The 17,634-nt window shown below is 65.4% G+C and carries 26 protein-coding genes and 2 pseudogenes; 24 read left to right on the top strand and 4 right to left on the bottom strand.

Annotated features, from left to right (window positions below; translation table 11 throughout):
• Positions 1-73: 73 nt before the first annotated feature.
• The 6 genes from WT60_RS35425 to WT60_RS26950 all read left to right on the top strand — a co-directional run bounded on the left by WT60_RS35425 (position 74) and on the right by WT60_RS26950 (position 4,156).
• Positions 74-355, top strand: a complete 282-nt coding sequence (locus tag WT60_RS35425; RefSeq protein ID WP_226383203.1) for a BrnA antitoxin family protein — start codon at positions 74-76, stop codon at positions 353-355.
• Positions 356-457: 102 nt separating this feature from the next.
• Positions 458-991, top strand: a complete 534-nt coding sequence (locus tag WT60_RS26970; protein ID WP_006027265.1) for a PAAR domain-containing protein — start codon at positions 458-460, stop codon at positions 989-991.
• On the top strand, positions 988-1,725 hold the full coding sequence (locus WT60_RS26965) for a VRR-NUC domain-containing protein (RefSeq protein WP_060356651.1): 738 nt from the start codon (positions 988-990) through the stop codon (positions 1,723-1,725). Before WT60_RS26970 ends, WT60_RS26965 begins: the two co-directional genes overlap by 4 nt.
• Positions 1,726-1,739: 14 nt before the next feature.
• Positions 1,740-2,855: a DUF3396 domain-containing protein gene (locus WT60_RS26960; RefSeq protein WP_059641242.1), complete on the top strand. Its 1,116-nt coding sequence runs from the start codon at positions 1,740-1,742 to the stop codon at positions 2,853-2,855.
• Between the two features lie 645 nt (positions 2,856-3,500).
• Positions 3,501-3,797, top strand: a complete 297-nt coding sequence (locus WT60_RS26955) for a type II toxin-antitoxin system RelE/ParE family toxin (protein ID WP_006027262.1) — start codon at positions 3,501-3,503, stop codon at positions 3,795-3,797.
• Between the two features lie 2 nt (positions 3,798-3,799).
• A complete protein-coding gene (locus WT60_RS26950; protein WP_060356650.1) occupies positions 3,800-4,156 on the top strand; it encodes an addiction module antidote protein in 357 nt (118 codons plus the stop codon).
• 43 nt (positions 4,157-4,199) lie between these two features.
• Here WT60_RS26950 and WT60_RS26945 read toward each other — a convergent pair whose 3' ends face one another.
• Positions 4,200-5,255 carry a phage portal protein gene (locus tag WT60_RS26945; RefSeq protein WP_060356649.1) on the bottom strand — a complete coding sequence of 352 codons (1,056 nt, stop codon included), beginning with the start codon at positions 5,253-5,255 and terminating at the stop codon, positions 4,200-4,202.
• Positions 5,252-7,021, bottom strand: a complete 1,770-nt coding sequence (locus tag WT60_RS26940; RefSeq protein ID WP_060356663.1) for a terminase ATPase subunit family protein — start codon at positions 7,019-7,021, stop codon at positions 5,252-5,254. Before WT60_RS26940 ends, WT60_RS26945 begins: the two co-directional genes overlap by 4 nt.
• A gap of 144 nt (positions 7,022-7,165) precedes the next feature.
• On the opposite strand from WT60_RS26940, the gene WT60_RS26935 reads away from it, so the two are divergent.
• From WT60_RS26935 to WT60_RS26875, 13 genes and pseudogenes are all read left to right on the top strand, one after another.
• Positions 7,166-7,975 carry a GPO family capsid scaffolding protein gene (locus WT60_RS26935; RefSeq protein WP_060356648.1) on the top strand — a complete coding sequence of 270 codons (810 nt, stop codon included), beginning with the start codon at positions 7,166-7,168 and terminating at the stop codon, positions 7,973-7,975.
• Between the two features lie 33 nt (positions 7,976-8,008).
• Positions 8,009-9,022, top strand: coding sequence for a phage major capsid protein, P2 family (locus WT60_RS26930; protein WP_060356647.1), 1,014 nt, complete (start codon positions 8,009-8,011; stop codon positions 9,020-9,022).
• A complete protein-coding gene (locus tag WT60_RS26925) occupies positions 9,019-9,708 on the top strand; it encodes a terminase endonuclease subunit (protein ID WP_060356646.1) in 690 nt (229 codons plus the stop codon). The genes WT60_RS26930 and WT60_RS26925 overlap by 4 nt, the downstream gene beginning before the upstream one ends.
• A 99-nt stretch (positions 9,709-9,807) precedes the next feature.
• Complete coding sequence (locus WT60_RS26920; protein ID WP_060356645.1) at positions 9,808-10,287, top strand: head completion/stabilization protein; 480 nt, start codon at positions 9,808-9,810, stop codon at positions 10,285-10,287.
• A complete protein-coding gene (locus tag WT60_RS26915; RefSeq protein ID WP_004524437.1) occupies positions 10,287-10,538 on the top strand; it encodes a hypothetical protein in 252 nt (83 codons plus the stop codon). Before WT60_RS26920 ends, WT60_RS26915 begins: the two co-directional genes overlap by 1 nt.
• Entirely contained in the window at positions 10,535-10,741 is a 207-nt protein-coding gene (locus WT60_RS26910) for a tail protein X (protein WP_010112635.1), read from the top strand. The genes WT60_RS26915 and WT60_RS26910 overlap by 4 nt, the downstream gene beginning before the upstream one ends.
• 14 nt (positions 10,742-10,755) lie before the next feature.
• On the top strand, positions 10,756-11,100 hold the full coding sequence (locus tag WT60_RS26905; protein WP_004553021.1) for a putative holin: 345 nt from the start codon (positions 10,756-10,758) through the stop codon (positions 11,098-11,100).
• Between the two features lies 1 nt (position 11,101).
• Entirely contained in the window at positions 11,102-11,374 is a 273-nt protein-coding gene (locus WT60_RS26900) for a phage holin family protein (protein ID WP_004524440.1), read from the top strand.
• Positions 11,371-12,183 (top strand): N-acetylmuramidase family protein, encoded by an 813-nt coding sequence (locus WT60_RS26895; RefSeq protein WP_059641255.1) that lies wholly within the window; start codon positions 11,371-11,373, stop codon positions 12,181-12,183. The genes WT60_RS26900 and WT60_RS26895 overlap by 4 nt, the downstream gene beginning before the upstream one ends.
• A pseudogene (gene lysB, locus WT60_RS35420) lies at positions 12,180-12,536 on the top strand (Rz-like lysis system protein LysB); the annotation flags it as partial. The gene WT60_RS26895 and the pseudogene lysB, both read left to right, overlap by 4 nt.
• Entirely contained in the window at positions 12,457-12,732 is a 276-nt protein-coding gene (gene lysC, locus WT60_RS34970; protein WP_222430148.1) for an Rz1-like lysis system protein LysC, read from the top strand. The pseudogene lysB and the gene lysC, both read left to right, overlap by 80 nt.
• Entirely contained in the window at positions 12,725-13,141 is a 417-nt protein-coding gene (locus WT60_RS26880; protein WP_006027252.1) for a phage tail protein, read from the top strand. Before lysC ends, WT60_RS26880 begins: the two co-directional genes overlap by 8 nt.
• Complete coding sequence (locus WT60_RS26875; RefSeq protein ID WP_082744901.1) at positions 13,138-13,605, top strand: phage virion morphogenesis protein; 468 nt, start codon at positions 13,138-13,140, stop codon at positions 13,603-13,605. Before WT60_RS26880 ends, WT60_RS26875 begins: the two co-directional genes overlap by 4 nt.
• 31 nt (positions 13,606-13,636) lie before the next feature.
• On the opposite strand, the gene WT60_RS26870 is transcribed toward WT60_RS26875, so the two are convergent.
• Both WT60_RS26870 and WT60_RS26865 read right to left on the bottom strand, forming a co-directional pair.
• A complete protein-coding gene (locus WT60_RS26870) occupies positions 13,637-14,032 on the bottom strand; it encodes a hypothetical protein (protein WP_076830964.1) in 396 nt (131 codons plus the stop codon).
• Between the two features lie 160 nt (positions 14,033-14,192).
• Positions 14,193-14,969 carry a site-specific DNA-methyltransferase gene (locus tag WT60_RS26865; protein ID WP_060356662.1) on the bottom strand — a complete coding sequence of 259 codons (777 nt, stop codon included), beginning with the start codon at positions 14,967-14,969 and terminating at the stop codon, positions 14,193-14,195.
• A gap of 18 nt (positions 14,970-14,987) precedes the next feature.
• On the opposite strand from WT60_RS26865, the pseudogene WT60_RS35415 reads away from it, so the two are divergent.
• The 5 genes and pseudogenes from WT60_RS35415 to WT60_RS26840 form a co-directional block, all read left to right on the top strand.
• A pseudogene (locus WT60_RS35415) lies at positions 14,988-15,218 on the top strand (hypothetical protein); the annotation flags it as partial.
• Complete coding sequence (locus WT60_RS26855; protein ID WP_059641262.1) at positions 15,143-15,823, top strand: phage baseplate assembly protein V; 681 nt, start codon at positions 15,143-15,145, stop codon at positions 15,821-15,823. The pseudogene WT60_RS35415 and the gene WT60_RS26855, both read left to right, overlap by 76 nt.
• Positions 15,820-16,182 (top strand): GPW/gp25 family protein, encoded by a 363-nt coding sequence (locus WT60_RS26850; RefSeq protein ID WP_060356643.1) that lies wholly within the window; start codon positions 15,820-15,822, stop codon positions 16,180-16,182. Before WT60_RS26855 ends, WT60_RS26850 begins: the two co-directional genes overlap by 4 nt.
• On the top strand, positions 16,179-17,084 hold the full coding sequence (locus WT60_RS26845; RefSeq protein WP_060356642.1) for a baseplate assembly protein: 906 nt from the start codon (positions 16,179-16,181) through the stop codon (positions 17,082-17,084). The genes WT60_RS26850 and WT60_RS26845 overlap by 4 nt, the downstream gene beginning before the upstream one ends.
• Positions 17,077-17,631, top strand: coding sequence for a phage tail protein I (locus WT60_RS26840; RefSeq protein WP_059641269.1), 555 nt, complete (start codon positions 17,077-17,079; stop codon positions 17,629-17,631). Before WT60_RS26845 ends, WT60_RS26840 begins: the two co-directional genes overlap by 8 nt.
• Positions 17,632-17,634 lie beyond the last annotated feature (3 nt).

The raw sequence follows: 17,634 nt of genomic DNA, 5'->3' as shown, positions 1-17,634 counted from the left end.
GAAAAGACATCATGTCGATATCGAAAGGATATCGACATGGTATCGAGAGGATAGTTAATAGATAGGGGTTGACATGTCGATTACGAAAAGACCGACGCTTTCTCAAGGCGAGGCGGCGATTGCCGCATTCATTTCGGGTGCACCTGACGCGCGGCCGGCGGCACCGCCTGTTGTAACAGTCGAGCCGCAGAGCCCGACGACACCGCGCCGGCCGAGAAAGAAAAAAATCAGCATGGATATCGATGCCGAACTGCTCGAGCGCGTCGACCGTGCGGCGCATGCAATGGGTATATCGCGAAACGCCGTGCTCGCCTTGGGCGCGTCGCGCTTCGTTGACGGGACGATGCGCGATTGACGACGCTCGCATCATGAGCGCAGCAGCCCTGACAAAACTGACAGGATTGGTGCTCTGGAGTACATGCTACATTCCCTGCGAAATACTCCGGGGGTTGTCAACATGGGATTTGCATTCATCTGCGAAGGCGACACGACGACGCACGGCGGCCGCGTCGTCGGCTGTAACACGGCCAATACCGCTTACGGCAAGGCAATCGCGCTGCTCGGTGATATGGTGACGTGCCCGCGCTGCGGCGGAATCTTTCCGATCGTGAGCGTGAAAAGCGGACTCAACATGACGTTCGGCGACCGGCCGGTCGCGACCGATGGCGACAAGACGGCATGCGGTGCGACGCTGATCGCTTCGCAAGGCACCGCAACGGTTGCGCCCACCGCGGGCCAGGGTTCACCGATTGGCGGCGGAAAGAGCGTCATCGCGCAGGCGCGCTCGGCGCCGAATGAACCGTATCGCGGCCGCTTCCAGTTGCTCGATGACCATACACGCGAGCCACTCGCGAATCACGCATATACGATCACGTCCGCGGACGGTCGGACCGTCCACGGCCAAACCGACGCGAACGGATTCACAAGCTGGCTCGACAGTGACGAAGTTTCGTCGCTGACGTTCACCAACTCGGGCGCGAGCCCCGCATGAGCGACTACGGAACAAGCAACGCCGTCGGCGGCATGTCGACGGGCGAAGGCCAAACCACGCGAGTTGGGTTGAGCCGCGGGCAATTGTCGCCGCAGGATCATGCTGTGTTATGTGATGCGATTTGCCGTTGCAGCCGTGTCGGCGTCGCGACGACGGACGGCAAGATTTTGCGCCAGGCATGCGTATCGCAACGGCTGAAGGCGAAAAACTTGGTCGCCAAAGGGCTGACCGGCGCGCCGACGCAGTACCTTCCGGAAGTCACTTACGACATGCGGCAATCTCCCCCCGCGCCCGTGATGAGTAGTGCCGACTCGCTCACGCCGCATAGCTGGTTGCCCGCATGGATTCAGAAGTATTTTCCGGGCGGCATGGACTCATACAAGCAAGCGAAGAAGACGTACTTCCGCCGGCCTGATGTCGTGATCGTGAACGATCCAAGCCAGCCGCCGATCCAGTCCAACATTAAGCAGGTCGTCGAGATGAAGTTTCCGCCCGACGACTTTTCGAAGGGCCAGCGCGAGGCGTATCTGGATATCGCCGGCGATGACCGAAAGCTTGCGGCGATTGGGCCGGAAGATTGCCGGTGCGGCGATGCGGATCGTCTATCGCAGCCGTCGACCTCCGCTCAAAAGCAACCCAGTCTGGAAGACATGTTCGGCGACAAGCTGCCGTCGTCGGGCGGTATCATGCCGCTGATGCCGCCGATCCCCCCCGTACCGTTACCGCTTCCCTGATTCGAACTATGGCAATGACGCAAGATGAACTGGCCGCATGGGCGAATGATCCGGGCCGGGCCGGATCACTCCCTTATGGGCTGTTTGAGCCAAACCATCAACGCAAGATCGTGGGCGCGATTTTGGCCGTCCGCGGCGTACTGTACTTCCGAGACGGGCACACGCCGCAGAGGCGCGAGGCGCTAACTCGCTGCTTCGAACGCTACGACGCTGCGCTTCGCACATATCAGCGCGCACTTGAGCAATCGCAAGGACGCGAACCATCGAAGGGCACGCCACTCCGCTGGCTGTATCAGGAGGGGAAGCAACCGACGGCGATTGAAAAAGCTCCGTCGTTTTCCTCGCTCGCGAAGGACATTCCGTCTGATGATCTACTCGTCGTCGGGTTGTCAGATGCGGAAGAGAAAGAAGGCGCGGGGGCGATGGAGTTTGTGACGTTCTGTCTCGAAGACTGGCAAGCAGCGCTGAATCGCGGGCTCGATGTGCTGTCGTTCTCAGTCCCGCCGGCGTTCCTGACGTTGTGCCCGGATGTTTTTCAGCCACTTTTCGCACAAGCGGCCGACGATCTGGACGCCGTACACGGGCACGCCGGGTATGCGGTGAATCTGTCACTGCTGCGGCGCGATCCAAACGAGGCGTCGGAGTATTTTCTGGCCCGTCGCTATGGTCCGGGGCTCGATGTAGGCGACCCAGTTCGAAGAGGCGTGCGCCGACTCACGAACCGTATCAAAACGGTCGACTGGCTCACGGCAATCAATGCCGATATGGTACGCGAGCTCGGCGGCCGGCAGAGTCTGGCTCTCCCTCCCGATTGGTTCGGGCTGCGGTCCTACGGTAACGACGGCTTGCTCATTCAAGCAGGAGTGGCACCGCAAACGGGAATCGCAGGGGAGAAGGGGCAAGCGCCCGAACCGCCGCCAGCATATGTACTCGTGAATCAGGCGCTGCGTCCACTCATTGCCGATGCCGTTGGCACGCTTCAGAGCGGCACGCCGAGTAGCACCGCGCCGCTTTTAAACACCGAAGTCTCGACAGAGGCTTGGCTGCACCGATTCGATATCGATCCCGATCGCATCTACGGCTATTGGGAAGCGCTGCACAAGACGCCGAAGCTACCGCCGTCCCCCTGACGCATTTGGCATCGTTGCGCAAGGCGCAGTAGTGGTGCCAAATTCCGCATGAAAGTGCATGAAAACGCACGAATTTGCCACGATGCGAAATCGCCGGAAGCCCGCGCCAGTAGGCACTCGCGCGGTGGGCGGCGAATGCATGAAATGTGCCCCATCAAGAAAGACCGCGGGCGAGGAGGGGGACCGCGCAAAGGCCGCCGCGGCGGCCTGCTGGTGCGGGCGGGCCGGACCCTCAAACGCCCCCGTGCAGCCGCGTCATGGCCTTGCAGAGTCGCTCGCGGCGCTCGACCCGAACGCGGGCCACCCTGCCAACGCCAAGCCGCTGTAGGCCCTCTATCCGCACCGACGGATTCGCCCTATACCGCTTTCGCGGCCGCGCGGCAACAGTGTTCGGGACAATGGGACGCCAGACGGGACAACGGGACGCTAGTCGGGACACGAATGGGACAGCGACGGGATGCCCTATGCGCCGTCGCACCGAGCGACTCCGCAGCTCGCGCTCGTCAGACGCAAAAAGGGCCGCGCCCGGTTGCCCGGTGCGCGGCCCTTCGCGTGGCGAATGCGCTTCGTTACACCGGCTTGTGCGACTTGAGCCACTCCTTCACAGCCGTAGCTGAATTGTCCCTTATGGGTTACAATTCTCGCATGTTCAAAGTTCTGACGACCCCCCAGTTTGACAAATGGCTCGACGGGCTTCGCGACCCGGTCGGTAGCGCGGCGATCAACCTGCGCATCGAGCGGGCAAAGCTTGGCAATCTCGGCCAATGGCGCGCAGTCGGCGACGGCGTCAACGAAATGAAGATTGATGTGGGGCCGGGATATCGGGCCTATTTCGTGCGACGCGGAAAAATTATCGTCGTGGTGTTGTGCGGTGGGGACAAGTCGACGCAGAAGAAGGACATCAAGCTAGCGAAGCAAATCGCCGGCGAACTGGAGGATTGAGTATGAAAATCAGCGAACTGGCCGAGTTCGACGGCTCGAAGTACCTGAAGGACGAAGAAACGATTCGTCACTACCTGGCGCAAGCGTTCGAGGATGGAAATCCGCGCCTGATTCAAGCCGCGCTTGGGAACGTTGCGAAGGCGCGCGGCATGACGGCGCTCGCGCGCGAGTCCGGCGTGAAGCGTGAAGCGCTCTACCGCGCGCTGTCGGAAGGTGGGAACGCGGAATTCGCAACGATCATGAAAGTTGTGGGCGCGTTGGGGCTGCACCTGACCGTTGCGCCGGCCGAACCTGCGCCGGTGCCCGCGCCGGCAACAACGCGTGTACGCTCGCGCGTTCGCACGGCTGCGCACGCGTAACGCCATCGACGGCCGGATGCGCGGCGTTGCACTGGCCTGCGCGCTACGCCGCGACCGGTGCCGGCGGAATCTCGTAATCGTCGAACGTCACAACCTCGTCGCCGAGCCAGTCGTTCAGCTCGGCGAAGCGGGCCTGTAGCGGCCTGATTTCGTTGTGCCCGAACACGCGCGCGGCGGTGTCCGGCGTGCCGAAGCCGCCCGAATTGCTGGGCACGATACCGAGCAACTGCGGCGGCACGCGGTGCGCGGCGAGCAGGTCGTCGCGCGTCACGTTCTTGATGTTGAAAAACTCGTCCTTGGCCGCGACCTCGGACACGGGAATAAGCTGAATGCCGTCTTTCTTCCCGCCCGGCGCATACATGAACGCGTTGCGGAAGTTACCCGGCCCCTTCGCGTTCTTCAACGCGTCGCGCATGTTGTCCACGTCGTCCTGCTTCTGCGCGGCGTCCGTCATGTACAGGATGAAGCCGGCGTGGCTGCCGTTCTCGTAATACTTGCGCCGGAACAGCGTCGACGATTCGTTCAGCCAGGCCGAGTGCAGCGAGCTCAGGTACTCCGGCAAGCCGTAGACCTCCTGGTTGATGTCCGGCCGCACGAGCTGGAACACGCTGCCGGGCTCGAACTCGTGCCGATCCTGCCAGCCGTTCACGTACACGAAGCCGCTGAAATCGGCCTTGCGTCGCACGTACTTCGCGAGCGCGGGCTCGAATCGCAACGTGCCGCCGACCATGTTGCGGCGGCGCTCCAGGTAGCCGTTGCCGAACGTCAGGAAGTCGAGCGCCCACCGCTCGAATGCGTGCCGCGACAGCCAGCGGTGCGGGCGGAACGTCGACGCGAGCACGTTCGCCTTGAAGAAGAGCGCCGAGCTGTGGTGCGTGCTCGCGCGAAACGATTTCGCCAGGCCGGCGAAGCTGACGGGCGGCTCGAACCACTCGCCGTTCGACCAACACTCGACGTAATCGAGAATCTCGGCTCGGTCCATAACGGGCGTGGGTTCGCCAAACGTGAAAACCTCGGCGCGCGCCGGCGTGGCGCTGCCGGCGCTCGAATTGGGCGCGGCCGCGAACGTGCGCGGCGCGCGCGATCGGCGCTTGCTCATGAGTAAAACTCCGTGAAAGAAGAAGAATTGCCGCCGCCGCCGGCGAGCGGCTCGCGGTCGATCGCGTGCAGGCAGGCCCACGCCAGATCGGCGTGGCCCGTCTCTTCGCTGCGGCCAGCGGTGTAGGTTGCTTGGCGGCCGCTCGCCGTCATCGTCTGTTTGATCGCCATGAACGCGGCGGCCAGATCGATCCACCCCGCGTCGAATTGCAGGCGGCCGTTGCGGATGACGGACTGGCCCTTGAGCACGAGGCGGGTTTTCACCTCGGGCGAGTAGTTCAGCGCGACGGCGGCCGGGAAGAACTTGCACACGAGCTGGTAGACGCCTTGCCCCATGCCCGTGGTGTCGATCGCGATGTAGCCGACGTTGTAGCGCTGCGTGATCGCTTCGATTGCCGCGGCCTGTTCCTCGAAATCGTTGCCGCGGAACTGGTGGCGTTCGAGCACGCGGAAGGCGCCGCCGTCGACACGCGGCGGCGCCACGACGACGAGGCCCGCCGAATCGCCCGTGAGCGCCGGATCGTAGCCGACCCACACCTCGCGATGACCGAACGGGCGCAGCAGCAGCGGCGAGAAGTCGTCCGCCCATTCCTCCCACGAGTCGACCATGCAGCGTTGCAGGTCCGACAGCTTGAACACCGACAGCGAATCGTCGATGAAGTGGCACATCAGCAGGTTCGCGAATTCCTCGGCGCTGTATTCGCGGCGCAGCTCGTCGATGTCGAACAGGTCGCAGCCGCCCGCGATCGCGTCGAGTACGGTCACGATCTGCCGCCACTGCGCGTCCTCGCACAACATGCCGCGCACGAGCGCCTCGTGGCTCGTGTCGATCTGGATGCGATCGCTCGCGGCGCGGCCGCGGTTCGCGTGCGCGCCGCTCCAGAACGCGAACGCCTCGTGCGTGACACTCGACGGCGTGCTGAAGTAGGTCTTGCGCCAGCGCTTGTGCATCGCCATGCCCGACGCTACCTTGTTCAACTCGCGGAACTTCGGCACCCAAAAGTATTCATCGAAATAGAAGTTGCCGTGGTACGACTGCGCGGTACGCGCGTTCGTCCCCAGGAAGTACAGCGTCGCGCCGCTCGGCAAGATGATCGGATCGCCCGTGAGCTCGACGTCGGCGGCGTCACGCGCGAACTGCGTGATGTATTGCTTGAAGACGTGCGCCTGTGCCTTGCTGGCCGACAGGAAAATTTGGTTGCGGTCGGTGTCGAGCGCGTCGACGAGCGCTTCGCGCGCGAAGTACCACGTTGCGCCGATCTGCCGCGACTTCAGGATGTTGCGCGTGCGCTGATCGCCGTTCCGGTACCAGACCTTCTGATAGTCGAACAGCGATTCGCGGAACGCTTCGACGATGCGCTCGTGCTGTTCCTCGCTGATTTCGTTGCGCGGCGCGCGGCGTTTCGGGCCGGCGTTGCGCGACGCAATCTTCGGGTTCAGGTCCGATTCCTTGCCCGTCTCGTCGTACTTGCGCACGCGCGCGAGCCGCTCGACCTGCCGGCCGAGCAGGTCGATTTCCTTGTAGTCCGCGCCGTCCTTCTTGTCCTTCGCGATCAACACCATCATGCGCACTTCGAGCGACGCCTCGATGCGCTCAATGGGCGTTGCATCCTTCCACTTTTCGCGGCGGCACCACGACGCGACGGTCGCGGGTTTCACGTCGAGATGGCGGGCGATCGACGAGAGGCGCCAGCCTTGCCAATAGAGCGTGCGCGCGACCTTGCGCACGTCGTTTTCGAGCTGATGGGAGTCCGTAGTTTCTAGCATGCGGCCAAGCGTAGGCCGCCGCGTGCGCGCGAGCACGCGCAGCGGACTGTACCGGCGTGATCCACAAACGCCGCTCGTTGAGCCGTAGCGCGTGAACGCCGAACATGAGAACCACGCTCACTCAACCCACGTTCGACCCTCTCTATGGCAAGCAAAACGAAATTCTTCCGCGTCGCAGTGGAAGGCGCGACCGTCGACGGCCGCGAGATCAAACGCGAGTGGCTCTCGCAGATGGCGAAGCACTACGACCCGACGCTGTACAACGCACGCGTCAATCTCGAACACCTGAAGGGCTGGGCGCCGCTGTCGTCCACCAACCCGTTCGGTTCATACGGCGACGTGATCGCGCTGAAAACGGCCGAAATCGAAGACGGCCCGCTGAAAGGGAAGATGGCGCTGTTTGCGCAGATCGACCCGACCGACGAGCTCGTCGCGCTGTCGAAGAAGCGCCAGAAGATTTTCACGTCGATCGAAATCAACCCCGACTTCGCCGACATCGGCGAGGCGTATCTCGTCGGGCTCGCCGCGACCGACGACCCGGCGAGCCTCGGCACCGAAGCGCTGCAATTCGCCGCGAAGCGCTCGAACAACCTCTATTCGCCCGCGTGCGAAACGGCGATCGAATTCGAAGGCGCGACCGAAACGGCCGGCCTCAAGGAATGGGTCAAAGGCCTGTTTGCCCGCAACCGCGAGAACGACGACGAGCGCTTCGCCGACGTGCGCGAAGCCGTCGAACAGATCGCGACCCATGCGCACAACACGGGCCGCGAAGTCGCGACGCTGAGCACGACCGTTGCGAGCGCCACGAGCGCGGCGGCCGACGCGAAGAAGCGCGCCGACGAAGCCTTCGCCGCCGTCGAGGCGCTCACCGAGAAGCTGTCGAACACCGACAACGGCGCGCCGCAGCGCCCGCCGTCGACCGGCTCGACGGGCGAGCTCGTCACCGACTGCTGACCCATCCCGCACACCACACAGGAGCATTCCCCGATGAGAAAGGAAACGCGCAAGGCGTATGAAAAGTACGCCGCGCAAATCGCCAAGCTGAACGACACGGGCGACGTGTCGACGAAATTCGCGGTCGAGCCGACCGTGCAACAGAAGCTCGAAACCAAAATGCAGGAATCGAGCGAGTTTCTCGCGCGCATCAACGTGTTGCCCGTGACCGAGCTCGAAGGCGAAAAGCTCGGCCTGTCGGTGTCCGGCCCGATCGCGAGCCGCACCGACACCACGAAGGCCGCGCGTCAACCGATCGACCCGACGGCGCTCGACAGCAACCGCTACCGTTGCGAGAAGACCGACTACGACACGGCGATTCCGTATCGCAAGCTCGACATGTGGGCGAAATTCCCGGACTTCCAGCAGCGCATCCGCGACGTGATCCTCAACCAAGGAGCGCTCGACCGCATCATGATCGGCTGGAACGGCGTGAAGGCGGCCGCGACAACCGACCGGCAGGCGAACCCGCTGTTGCAGGACGTCAATATCGGCTGGCTCCAACAGTACCGCGAACGCGCGACGCAGCGCGTGCTGCACGAAGGCGCGAAGCAGGCCGGCAAGGTGCTCGTCGGCAAGGCAGGCGATTACGAGAACCTCGACGCGCTCGTGATGGACATCGTCTCGTCGATGATCGACCCGTGGTTTCAGGAAGACACGGGCCTTGTCGCGATCTGCGGCCGCGAGCTGCTGCACGACAAGTATTTCCCGATCGTCAACGCGACGCAGGCGCCGACCGAGCGGCTCGCGGCCGACCTGATCGTGAGCCAGAAGCGCATCGGCAATCTGCCCGCCGTGCGCGTGCCGTTCTTCCCGAAACGCGCGCTGATGGTGACGAAGCTCTCAAACCTGTCCATCTACTACCAGGAAGGCGCGCGTCGGCGCACGTTGAAGGAAGTGCCGGAACGCGACCGCATCGAGAACTACGAATCGTCGAACGACGCCTACGTCGTCGAAGACTTCGGCTGCGGCTGCGTCGCGGAGAACATCGAACTGGTGACCGCATGACGATCAACACGCCCGCCCGCGCGCACTTCGAACGCGTCTCGGCCGCGCGCGCGGCGGCCGCTGCGTCGCCCGGCGAGACGATGAAAGGCGCGACCGCCTATGAGCTGATGCTCGCGAAGCTGGCGATCGACCGCCGCGCACTCAAGGGCATTCAATCGATCGAGCGGAAAGTCGAGCTGAAACGCAAGCTGCTGCCGGAGTACGGCGACTACGTGGCGGGCGTGTTGAGCGGCGGCCGCGGCGCGCAGGACGACGTGCTCGTGACCGTGATGGTCTGGCGCATCGACGCGGGCGACTTCGACGGCGCGCTCGCGATCGCGGCCTATGCGCTCTCGCACGGCCTGACGCTGCCCGACCAGTTCGAGCGCTCGCTCGCGTCGCTCGTCGCCGAGCAGTTCGCCGACGCCGCGCTGTCGTCGTTCTTGGACGACGGGACGTTCGACGCGGCGAGTCTCGAGCTCGTCGACGATCTGACGCGCGACGCCGACATGCACGACCAGGTGCGCGCGAAGTTATGCAAGGCGCTCGGCTACGCGACGCAGGCCGACGCGCCGGCGCGCGCGCTCGACTATCTGCGCCGCGCGGTCGCGCTGAACGATCGCGTTGGCGTGAAAAAGGACATCGACCGACTGACGAAGCAGGTCGAAGCCGCGGGCCGTCAGGGCGACGGCGCCGACGGCACGTAAAGAGCCCACCTCGGCATGGCGGCACCGGCGCCCAGGTCCTCCGCCTGACGGTGACGGGCCTTGTGCGCCGGTCCACCGCCACCTCATTCCGAATCGACCATGAACAGCTTTGTTGCCACTGCCGCGCCCGCCGTCGCGGCCACACCGATCGACGGCGCGCTGACGAACGACGGCTTCTTCCCGGACATCGACCTGTCCGCCTTGCGCGATGCGATGCGCCTCGACGGCACCGTGACGGGCGAGCGGCTGCGGCACGCCGCGCGCGACGCGATGCTGACCGTGAACGATGAGCTTGCCGCGTGGCGCGCCCGGCAGCGCGCGGCGGGTGCGGCGACGCTCGCCGACGTGCCGGCGCCGCGCATCGATGGCGAATCGGCACACGTGGCCCGCTACCGGCGCGCGGTGTACCACCTGACGCACGCGGACGTGACGGAGAAGTACCGCGGCTACGACACGACGAAGAGCGGCGGCCAGGTCGCGGCCGATCTGGCCGCGACGGTCGACGACGCACGCCGCGCCGCGCGATGGGCCATCAGCGACATCCTCGGCCTCGCGCGCTCGACGGTGGAGCTGATCTGATGGCCCGCCCCCTGTACCGCATTCGTCAGTTTGCGCAGTCCCGCGTGCGCGGCGGGAAGCTGTTCTGCGCCGGCGCGTGCCAGGTGCAGCAGCGCGTCGCTGGCCTGTTCTGGCTTGAGATTGCCTATTGCTCGGATCGCACCGGCGCGGAGGCGGCCATACGAGCCGCCGTGATCGCGCGCCGGCGAGCCCGGCTCAAGCCGCGCGTGCTCGGCCTGTTCGATCGTGACGGGCAGGCGCTCGGGCAATGAAGATCGCGGCGCTGCAAGGCGAGACGCTCGACGCGCTGTGCTGGCGGCACTACGGCAGCACGGCGGGCACGGTTGAAGCCGTGCTCGAAGCGAACCCCGGCCTCGCCGAGCTCGGCGTCGTGCTGCCGATGGGAACCGTCGTGGAGATGCCCGAGCGCAGCGCAATCGAGACGACCACGCCGCTATTGCAACTGTTTGACTGACCGGAGCCGAATGAATGGCTGAACCGAACACCACCTCGGCCGCGGCGCTGTTCGCCGCGGTCGGCCTCGCCGGCATCGCGCCGGGCGTCGACGGCGACGCGCTAATCGGCGCGTTCGCGGGCGCGGCGCTCGTCGTCGTCACGTCGAAAGACCTCGGCCTCGCGAAGCGCGCCGCGTACATGCTCATCTCGCTCGTGATGGGCTACCTCGCCGCGCCCGAAATCATCCACGCCGTGCCGATCCGCTCGACGGGCGTCGCCGCGTTCTTCGCGGCCGCGCTCGTGATCGCGGTCACGCTCACGCTGATCGAGCGCGTGAAGGGCATGGACCTGTTCGCGCTGTTTCGCAAGGGAGACTGACGTGCATGTCTCGTCCGCACTCGTCGCGCTCGCCGCGCACCTGGCCGTCATCGTGCGCGTGCTGACCTACCGCAAGAACGGCGCGCGGCATCGCTTCCACGTCGCGTGGGCAGCCTGGGTGATCGTCGCGATTTCCGGCGGCTCGGCGATCGAACTGCTGTTTCATCCGAAGCCGACCGGCTTCTTTCACGCGGCGCTCGCGGTTCTGCTCGCCGTGTTGGTGTACCTCGCGCGCGGCAACGTCGCGCGCCTTCTACGGAGTGACGAAGCGTGAACATCCTTCGATTCAACGATCACGGCGCGGAAGTCGGGCTGCTGCAGCAGCGCCTCGTGCGCGCCGGCTACCCGGTCGACGTGTCGCACCTTTACGACGAACAGACCGAGCGCGCCGTTCAGACGTTGCAGGCGACCACGGGTCTCGTCGTCGACGGCATCGCCGGACCGAAAACGTACCGGGTGCTCGCCAGCGGGCAGCGCGACCCCAAGCACCTGACGGACGCCGACCTCGCGCGCGCGGCCGCGACGCTCGGCGTGTCCGTCGCGTGCGTGCGGGCGGTCAACGAAGTTGAGTCCCGCGGCGTCGGCTTTCTGGACGACGGCCGGCCGAAGATCCTGTTCGAGCGGCACGTCATGTATCAGCGGCTCGTCGTGAATGTCGGCAAGGAAGCGGCGGATGCGGCCGCCGCGCGTTGGCCGGGCGTCGTCAATCCGAAGCGCGGCGGCTACCAGGGCGGCGCCGCCGAATACGTGCGGCTCGACACCGCGGCGCGCATCGACGCGGCATCCGCTTACGAGTCCGCGAGTTGGGGCGCGTTCCAGATCATGGCGTATCACTGGAAGCGCCTGAACTACGCGAGCGTCGACGAATTCGTGTCCCGTATGGAGCTGGGCGAAGCCGAGCACCTTGACGCGTTCGTGCGGTACGTCGCGGCCGATAAGAAACTGTTGGTCGCGCTTCGTGCCCGGAAGTGGGCGGCGTTCGCGGAAGGCTACAACGGCCCGGAATTCGCGATCAACCTGTATGACGTGAAGCTCGACCGCGCGTATGCGAAGTACGCCGGCGCGGGCAAGGCGGCCGCATGAGCTTCGCGCGCCTGACGCCGTGGCTGGCGCTGATCGCGCTGATTGCGTTGGTCGCGAGTTGCCAGCACGGCCGCGCGCTGCGCGCGCAGCTCGACCGGGCGACCGACGACGCGCGCCGCGCGAAACACGAAGCGCAGGCGAGCGCCGCCGTCATCGAGCGTCTGTTGGCCGATGCCAAGGCGAAAGACGCGCAGCGCGCGCAACTCGAACGCGCACGCGCCGGCGTCGACGCGACGCTCGCGACCTATCGAAACGAACTGCGGAGACTGATCGATGAAAACGCCGCCGTGCGCGCCTGGGCTGCTGGCGCTCTGCCTGACGATGTTGTGCGCCTGCACGCAAGCCCCGCCCTCAATGGCGCCGACGATTTCGCTCAACGAATGCGCGGCGGTGACGCCGTGCACGATGCCGGCGATGGCGCCGCGAACCAACGGTGAACTCAGCGACGCGCTGCACGTCGCGCGCGCGGCGTGGGCGCGCTGCGCGTCCGAAGTCGACATGATCGCGACGTGTCAGGCGCGCGTGCGGCGGACGGACGGCCATGAATAAGCCGAGTAGCCTACGCGCGGCGCTCGTGGCCGCGTTGCCGCAGCTCAACGCCTCGCCGGACCAGTTGCTCGTGTTCGTCAACGAGGGCCGGATCGAGGCGACGGGCACGCGAACCGCGTCGTTCGACTATGAATACGAGTGCGAGATCATCATTCGCGACTTCATCGGCAACCCGGATGACGTGATGATCGCCGTTGTCGAATGGGCGCGCGCGAATCAGCCGGACCTCGTGACGAATCGGGACGAGCGCCGCAACGGCATGACGTTCGTCGCCGACATCCTGTCAAACAATGCCGTCGACCTCGGGCTCAAAGTGAAGCTGTCGGAAAGCGTCGTGGTCGGAACCGACGCAGCCGGCAACCGGACGGTCGAGCACATCGACGACGCAGCCGACGAGTGGCTCTCATGACGGACGATCTTCAGGCGCTCGAACGGTGGGCGGGCGGGCTGCTCGCGAAGCTGTCGCCGGCGGCCCGCCGTCAACTGCTGCGCGAGCTCGGCCGCGATCTGCGGCGCGCGCAGCAATCGCGCGTGGCCGCGCAGCGGAATCCGGACGGGTCCGCGTATGCGCCGCGGAAGGCGAAGGCGGGCAGCAAGCGCTTGCGCGAGAAGGCCGGCCGCGTGAAGCGCGAGGCAATGTTCCGGAAGCTGCGCACCGCGCGCTATCTGCGCATCGATGTCGACAACACGGGCCTCGCGATCGGCTTCAACGATCGACTGTCGCGCATCGCACGTGTCCACCAGGAGGGCCAGAAAGCGCCCGTGGAGCCGGGCGGGCCGCTCGCGCAGTATCCGGTTCGCGTCGTGCTCGGTTTCGCGGATGCCGATCGTGAGCTCGTGCGCGATCGATTGTTACGTTATCTGAATCGATGAGGAGTGATAGCGCCGAAACGATGCACCGATTCTATTCAACGCCTCGTTCGCGCAGAATATGGTGAATCTCTTTCAATGCTCCGAGCTGACGCAGTTCAAATTCGGTAGGCTCATCTGTCACTTTGGATGTGACGAGCACGAGCGCCAATCCTCCCAATCCGAGCAGCAGAGGCACAATTTTCTCCTTGCCAACGACATAGAAGTACACTGCTGCGAGCGCCAAGCAGCTACCGGCAATTAACCAAAAGAGCCCGATTTTTTTGGTCTTTCGCCATCTCTCGTCGGAAAGCAGGGCCTTACGATGCTCGCGCTCTTCAAACAGTTCTTCGGTTGTGCACAGGACGAGGAGCTTTGGTTGTGAGGACTGGTCGTGGATGTACACGTTGCCCCCAACGTTGATATCGCCCCCCGCTTTGAAATCTCTCATCTTTCATTCTCCTTGCTGTTGCCGACGTTCTTTCCCGAGTCCGCCGTCTGCGGGTCAGGGTAGAGACGCTTGCGCAATTCGGAGAATAATTCTAAGTGCTGCACGAGCGAGGAAGCTGATTGGTCGGACTCGCAGCATGCCGCATTTGCGCGCGTAGCTGCTATAGCGCCTGCGTCATCAAAATGTCAGCGGCGCTGAGCCGCTTGGACGCGATCGCGTGATAAGCCGCGTTCGTCTCGCCCCCGATCCAATGCAACCCCGCCTCGCGCGCCGCAACGAGAAACGTGCCGGAACCGGCAAACAGATCGCACACGACACCGCCGGCCGGCACGAGCCGCACGACCTCGCGCGCTATATCGAGCGGCTTCTCGGTGACGTGTTGCTTCGGCAACGGCAAGCGGCACGGGAACACGCCCGGCAGATACACATCGCAGTCACGCATTGCGCCGCGGCTCGCCCATACGACGAATTCGGCCTGTTGCGCGAAGCCGCCGCGCCTCGGCCGCGTGCGGCCGGGCGTCTTGTCCCATACCGCGACGCCGCGCAGGATCAAGCCTGCGGCCTGCACGACATCGGTGAGCGTCGGAAGCTGCCGCCAGTCGATGAAGCTCACGAGCAGCCCGCCCGGCTTCAACGCGCGGCGGCATTCGCTCAGCCAGGCATGGCACCAGAACGCCCACGCGCGCTGGTCCATGTTGTCGCTGTCGAAATTCTCGTACTCGACCTTCACGCCGCTGTTGATGTACTTCTCGCTCGGCGGCCGCGTGCGCGCTGACGTGTGCAGCCCGCCGGACGAATACGGCGGATCGGTGAACACCATATCGATTGAAGCGTCGGGCAGCATGCGCGCGAGCGCGAGCGCATCCGTTGCGTGAAGTCGGTCGAGTAGCGGAGCAAGATCGGCCGCGGGCGCGGCATCGGTAGGTTGAATCGTCATCGTGTTGCGAACGTAAAAATGCGCGCGCGGCACGAGCCGCACGCGTCGTCGTGTGTATCGAGCGGCCATTGTCGACGCACGATTCGCCGCGCGGATCACGAGCACGCTGTACCCGGCGGCACGACAAAGGCGAACGCTCGCGCCCCGCGCGGGCGACCGGCACCATTGCCGGTATGGATGCGAACGAAATTCAACGGCAAGCACGCAACGCCGTGCGCAAAGGCTCGATTCTCGATGTCGATCACGCGGCCGGCCTCTGCCGCGTGTCGGTCGGCGAATCGGACGACGACGGCCTGCAAACAAACTGGATTCCCTGGCTCACGCCCGCGGCTGGCAAGACGCGTGAATGGTTGCCGCCGACGAAGGGCGAGCAAGTCGTCGTGCTCGGCGCGATGGGCGACCTTGCGCAAGGCGTCGTGCTGCGCGGCGTTTTCTCCGACGCGTTCCCCGCCCCCGACAACCGGCCGAACACCCACACCCGAATCTATGCGGACGGCGCACGCGTGAGCTACGACCACGACGCACACGCGCTCACGGCCGAGCTGCCCGCCGGCGCGACGGTGCGCGTCGTCGCGCCCGTGTCGGTCACGGTCGAGACGGAATCGGCGATCGTGAAAGCCGCGTCAGTCACGCTCGACGCCGAACAGACCACCTGCACGGGCGCATTGCTCGTGAAAGGATCGCTCACGTTCGAGTCCGGCATGACGGGCTCGGGCAGCGCCGGCGGCGGCAACGTGATGCGCATCGACGGCGCCGCCGATTTCACGGGCGAAGTGCGCTCGATGGGCAAGAGCGTGCCGCACCACACGCACCAGGCGCGCGGCGAATCGGCCGAAGTGAGCCCGCCGCTATGAGGGGCATGAACGCAGAAACGGGCCGCGCGATGTCCGGGCTCGACCACCTCGCGCAGTCGATCGGCCGAATCGTCTCGACGCCGCTCGGCTCGTGCATCCAGCGCCGCACGTTCGGCTCGGCGCTGCCCGACCTGATCGACGCGCCGGCGAACGGCGCGACCCGGATTCGCCTGTACGCGGCGATCGCAACCGCGTTGATGCGATGGGAACCCCGCATGACGGTCACGCGCGTTCAGCTTTCGGCGGCGGCCGGCGACGCGTTCGCCGGGCGACAGTTCGTCGACATCGAAGGCTGGACCGACGAGCGCGACGAGCTCGTCTCGCTGCGCGCACCGATGACGAACGGAGGAACACCGTGAGAAGTACGCCCATCGACCTCTCGCAGCTCCCGGCGCCGGATATCGTCGAGCCGCTCGACTTCGAGACGCTGTTCGCCGAACGCAAAGCGCGGCTCGTGTCGCTGTATCCCGTCCAATTCCAGGCGGAAATCGCCGCGACGCTCGAACTTGAATCGGAGCCCATGACGCGCGTCCTCCAGGAGAACGCGTATCGCGAAGTGCTGCTGCGCCAGCTCATCAACGACAAGTCGCGCGGCGTGCTGCTCGCGTATGCGCGCGGCACGACGCTCGAACACATCGCCGCGCTGTTCGATGTCGAGCGGCTCGTGATCACCGCGGCCGATCCGGAGAACGGTATCGATGCGGTCTATGAGGATGACGACAGTCTGCGCGAACGCGTGCAGCTCGCGCCGCGCGGCTTCTCCGTCGCCGGCCCCGAAGAGGCGTATGTGTTCCACGCGCGCGCGGCGGACGGCCGCGTGCTGTCCGCGTCCGCCCGCAGTCCCGAACCGTGCGTGATGGTCGTCACGGTGCTGTCGCGCGAAGGCGACGGCACGGCGAGCGACGCGCTCATCAGCATCGTGGGCGCGGCGCTCGAAGGCGTGCGCCCGCAAACCGACCAGGTAATCGTGCAGAGCGCGAAAGTCGTGCTGTACGCGATCCGCGCGACGCTGCGCTTCTTCTCCGGTCCGGATCGCGGCGTCGCGCTCGCGGAAGCCCGCAAGCGCACCGAGAAGTTCGCGGCGGACATGCGGCGCATCGGCATGGAAATCACGGTCGACGGCCTGCACGCCGCGATGCGCGTCGCCGGCGTGCAGAAGGTACTGCTCGACTCGCCCGCCGGCGGCGTCCCCGTGACGCCCGAGCAGGCGCCGTACTGCACCGGAATCGAACTGATCGACGGCGGGGTCGCGGATGACTAAGTTGGCAACCTCGCTGCTGCCCCCGAACGCGACCGCGCTCGAGCGCCGGCTCGCGGAGGCGAACGCGCGTATCAGCGACATCCCGGTCGACATCGGCACGCTGATGAACCCCGACACGATCCCGCTGCGGTTTTTGCCGTGGCTCGCGTGGCACCTCGGCGTCGAGACGTGGAAGGACTACTGGCCCGAACAGGTGAAGCGTGCGCGCGTGAAAGCGGCGATCCGGATCGCGCGCAAGAAGGGCACGGCCGCCGCCGTGCGCGACGTGTGCGCGTCGTTCGGCGCGAACGTCGTGATGCGCGAGTGGTTCGAGAAGACGCCGAAGGGCCGGCCGGGCACGTTCGAAATCCTGTTGACGGTCGGCGCGCGCGACGGCATCCCGGCGACCGCCGAATACGTCGCCGACATCATCGCCGAAGTCGACCGGGCGAAGCGCGGCACGGCGCACTACACGTTCACGCAGGGTTTCAGCGCGACCGGCACGCAGCGCATCGGCGCGGGCGCGCGCGCGGCGGTGTATCGCCGCCTGTCCCTCACGGATATTTGACAT

It is taken from the genome of Burkholderia sp. MSMB617WGS, from assembly GCF_001532025.2.
GTDB classification, from domain to species: domain Bacteria; phylum Pseudomonadota; class Gammaproteobacteria; order Burkholderiales; family Burkholderiaceae; genus Burkholderia; species Burkholderia savannae.
Note: the sequence above shows the minus strand (reverse complement) of the source record. Positions and strands in the feature narration are given on the sequence as shown.

Bases quoted from the DNA above. Each gene is read 5' to 3' on its own strand.
- WT60_RS26910 (WP_010112635.1), top strand. From the start codon at position 10,535: ATGAAGATCGCGGCGCTGCAAGGCGAGACGCTCGACGCGCTGTGCTGG.
- WT60_RS26850 (WP_060356643.1), top strand. From the start codon at position 15,820: ATGAGGGGCATGAACGCAGAAACGGGCCGCGCGATGTCCGGGCTCGAC.
- WT60_RS26915 (WP_004524437.1), top strand. From the start codon at position 10,287: ATGGCCCGCCCCCTGTACCGCATTCGTCAGTTTGCGCAGTCCCGCGTG.
- WT60_RS26870 (WP_076830964.1), bottom strand. From the start codon at position 14,032: ATGAGAGATTTCAAAGCGGGGGGCGATATCAACGTTGGGGGCAACGTG.
- WT60_RS26920 (WP_060356645.1), top strand. From the start codon at position 9,808: ATGAACAGCTTTGTTGCCACTGCCGCGCCCGCCGTCGCGGCCACACCG.
- WT60_RS26865 (WP_060356662.1), bottom strand. From the start codon at position 14,969: ATGACGATTCAACCTACCGATGCCGCGCCCGCGGCCGATCTTGCTCCG.
- WT60_RS26880 (WP_006027252.1), top strand. From the start codon at position 12,725: ATGAATAAGCCGAGTAGCCTACGCGCGGCGCTCGTGGCCGCGTTGCCG.
- WT60_RS35425 (WP_226383203.1), top strand. From the start codon at position 74: ATGTCGATTACGAAAAGACCGACGCTTTCTCAAGGCGAGGCGGCGATT.
- WT60_RS26950 (WP_060356650.1), top strand. From the start codon at position 3,800: ATGAAAATCAGCGAACTGGCCGAGTTCGACGGCTCGAAGTACCTGAAG.
- WT60_RS26945 (WP_060356649.1), bottom strand. From the start codon at position 5,255: ATGAGCAAGCGCCGATCGCGCGCGCCGCGCACGTTCGCGGCCGCGCCC.
- WT60_RS26940 (WP_060356663.1), bottom strand. From the start codon at position 7,021: ATGCTAGAAACTACGGACTCCCATCAGCTCGAAAACGACGTGCGCAAG.
- WT60_RS26955 (WP_006027262.1), top strand. From the start codon at position 3,501: ATGTTCAAAGTTCTGACGACCCCCCAGTTTGACAAATGGCTCGACGGG.
- WT60_RS26970 (WP_006027265.1), top strand. From the start codon at position 458: ATGGGATTTGCATTCATCTGCGAAGGCGACACGACGACGCACGGCGGC.
- WT60_RS26960 (WP_059641242.1), top strand. From the start codon at position 1,740: ATGACGCAAGATGAACTGGCCGCATGGGCGAATGATCCGGGCCGGGCC.
- lysC (WP_222430148.1), top strand. From the start codon at position 12,457: ATGAAAACGCCGCCGTGCGCGCCTGGGCTGCTGGCGCTCTGCCTGACG.
- WT60_RS26965 (WP_060356651.1), top strand. From the start codon at position 988: ATGAGCGACTACGGAACAAGCAACGCCGTCGGCGGCATGTCGACGGGC.
- WT60_RS26840 (WP_059641269.1), top strand. From the start codon at position 17,077: ATGACTAAGTTGGCAACCTCGCTGCTGCCCCCGAACGCGACCGCGCTC.
- WT60_RS26905 (WP_004553021.1), top strand. From the start codon at position 10,756: ATGGCTGAACCGAACACCACCTCGGCCGCGGCGCTGTTCGCCGCGGTC.
- WT60_RS26930 (WP_060356647.1), top strand. From the start codon at position 8,009: ATGAGAAAGGAAACGCGCAAGGCGTATGAAAAGTACGCCGCGCAAATC.
- WT60_RS26925 (WP_060356646.1), top strand. From the start codon at position 9,019: ATGACGATCAACACGCCCGCCCGCGCGCACTTCGAACGCGTCTCGGCC.
- WT60_RS26935 (WP_060356648.1), top strand. From the start codon at position 7,166: ATGGCAAGCAAAACGAAATTCTTCCGCGTCGCAGTGGAAGGCGCGACC.
- WT60_RS26855 (WP_059641262.1), top strand. From the start codon at position 15,143: ATGGATGCGAACGAAATTCAACGGCAAGCACGCAACGCCGTGCGCAAA.
- WT60_RS26875 (WP_082744901.1), top strand. From the start codon at position 13,138: ATGACGGACGATCTTCAGGCGCTCGAACGGTGGGCGGGCGGGCTGCTC.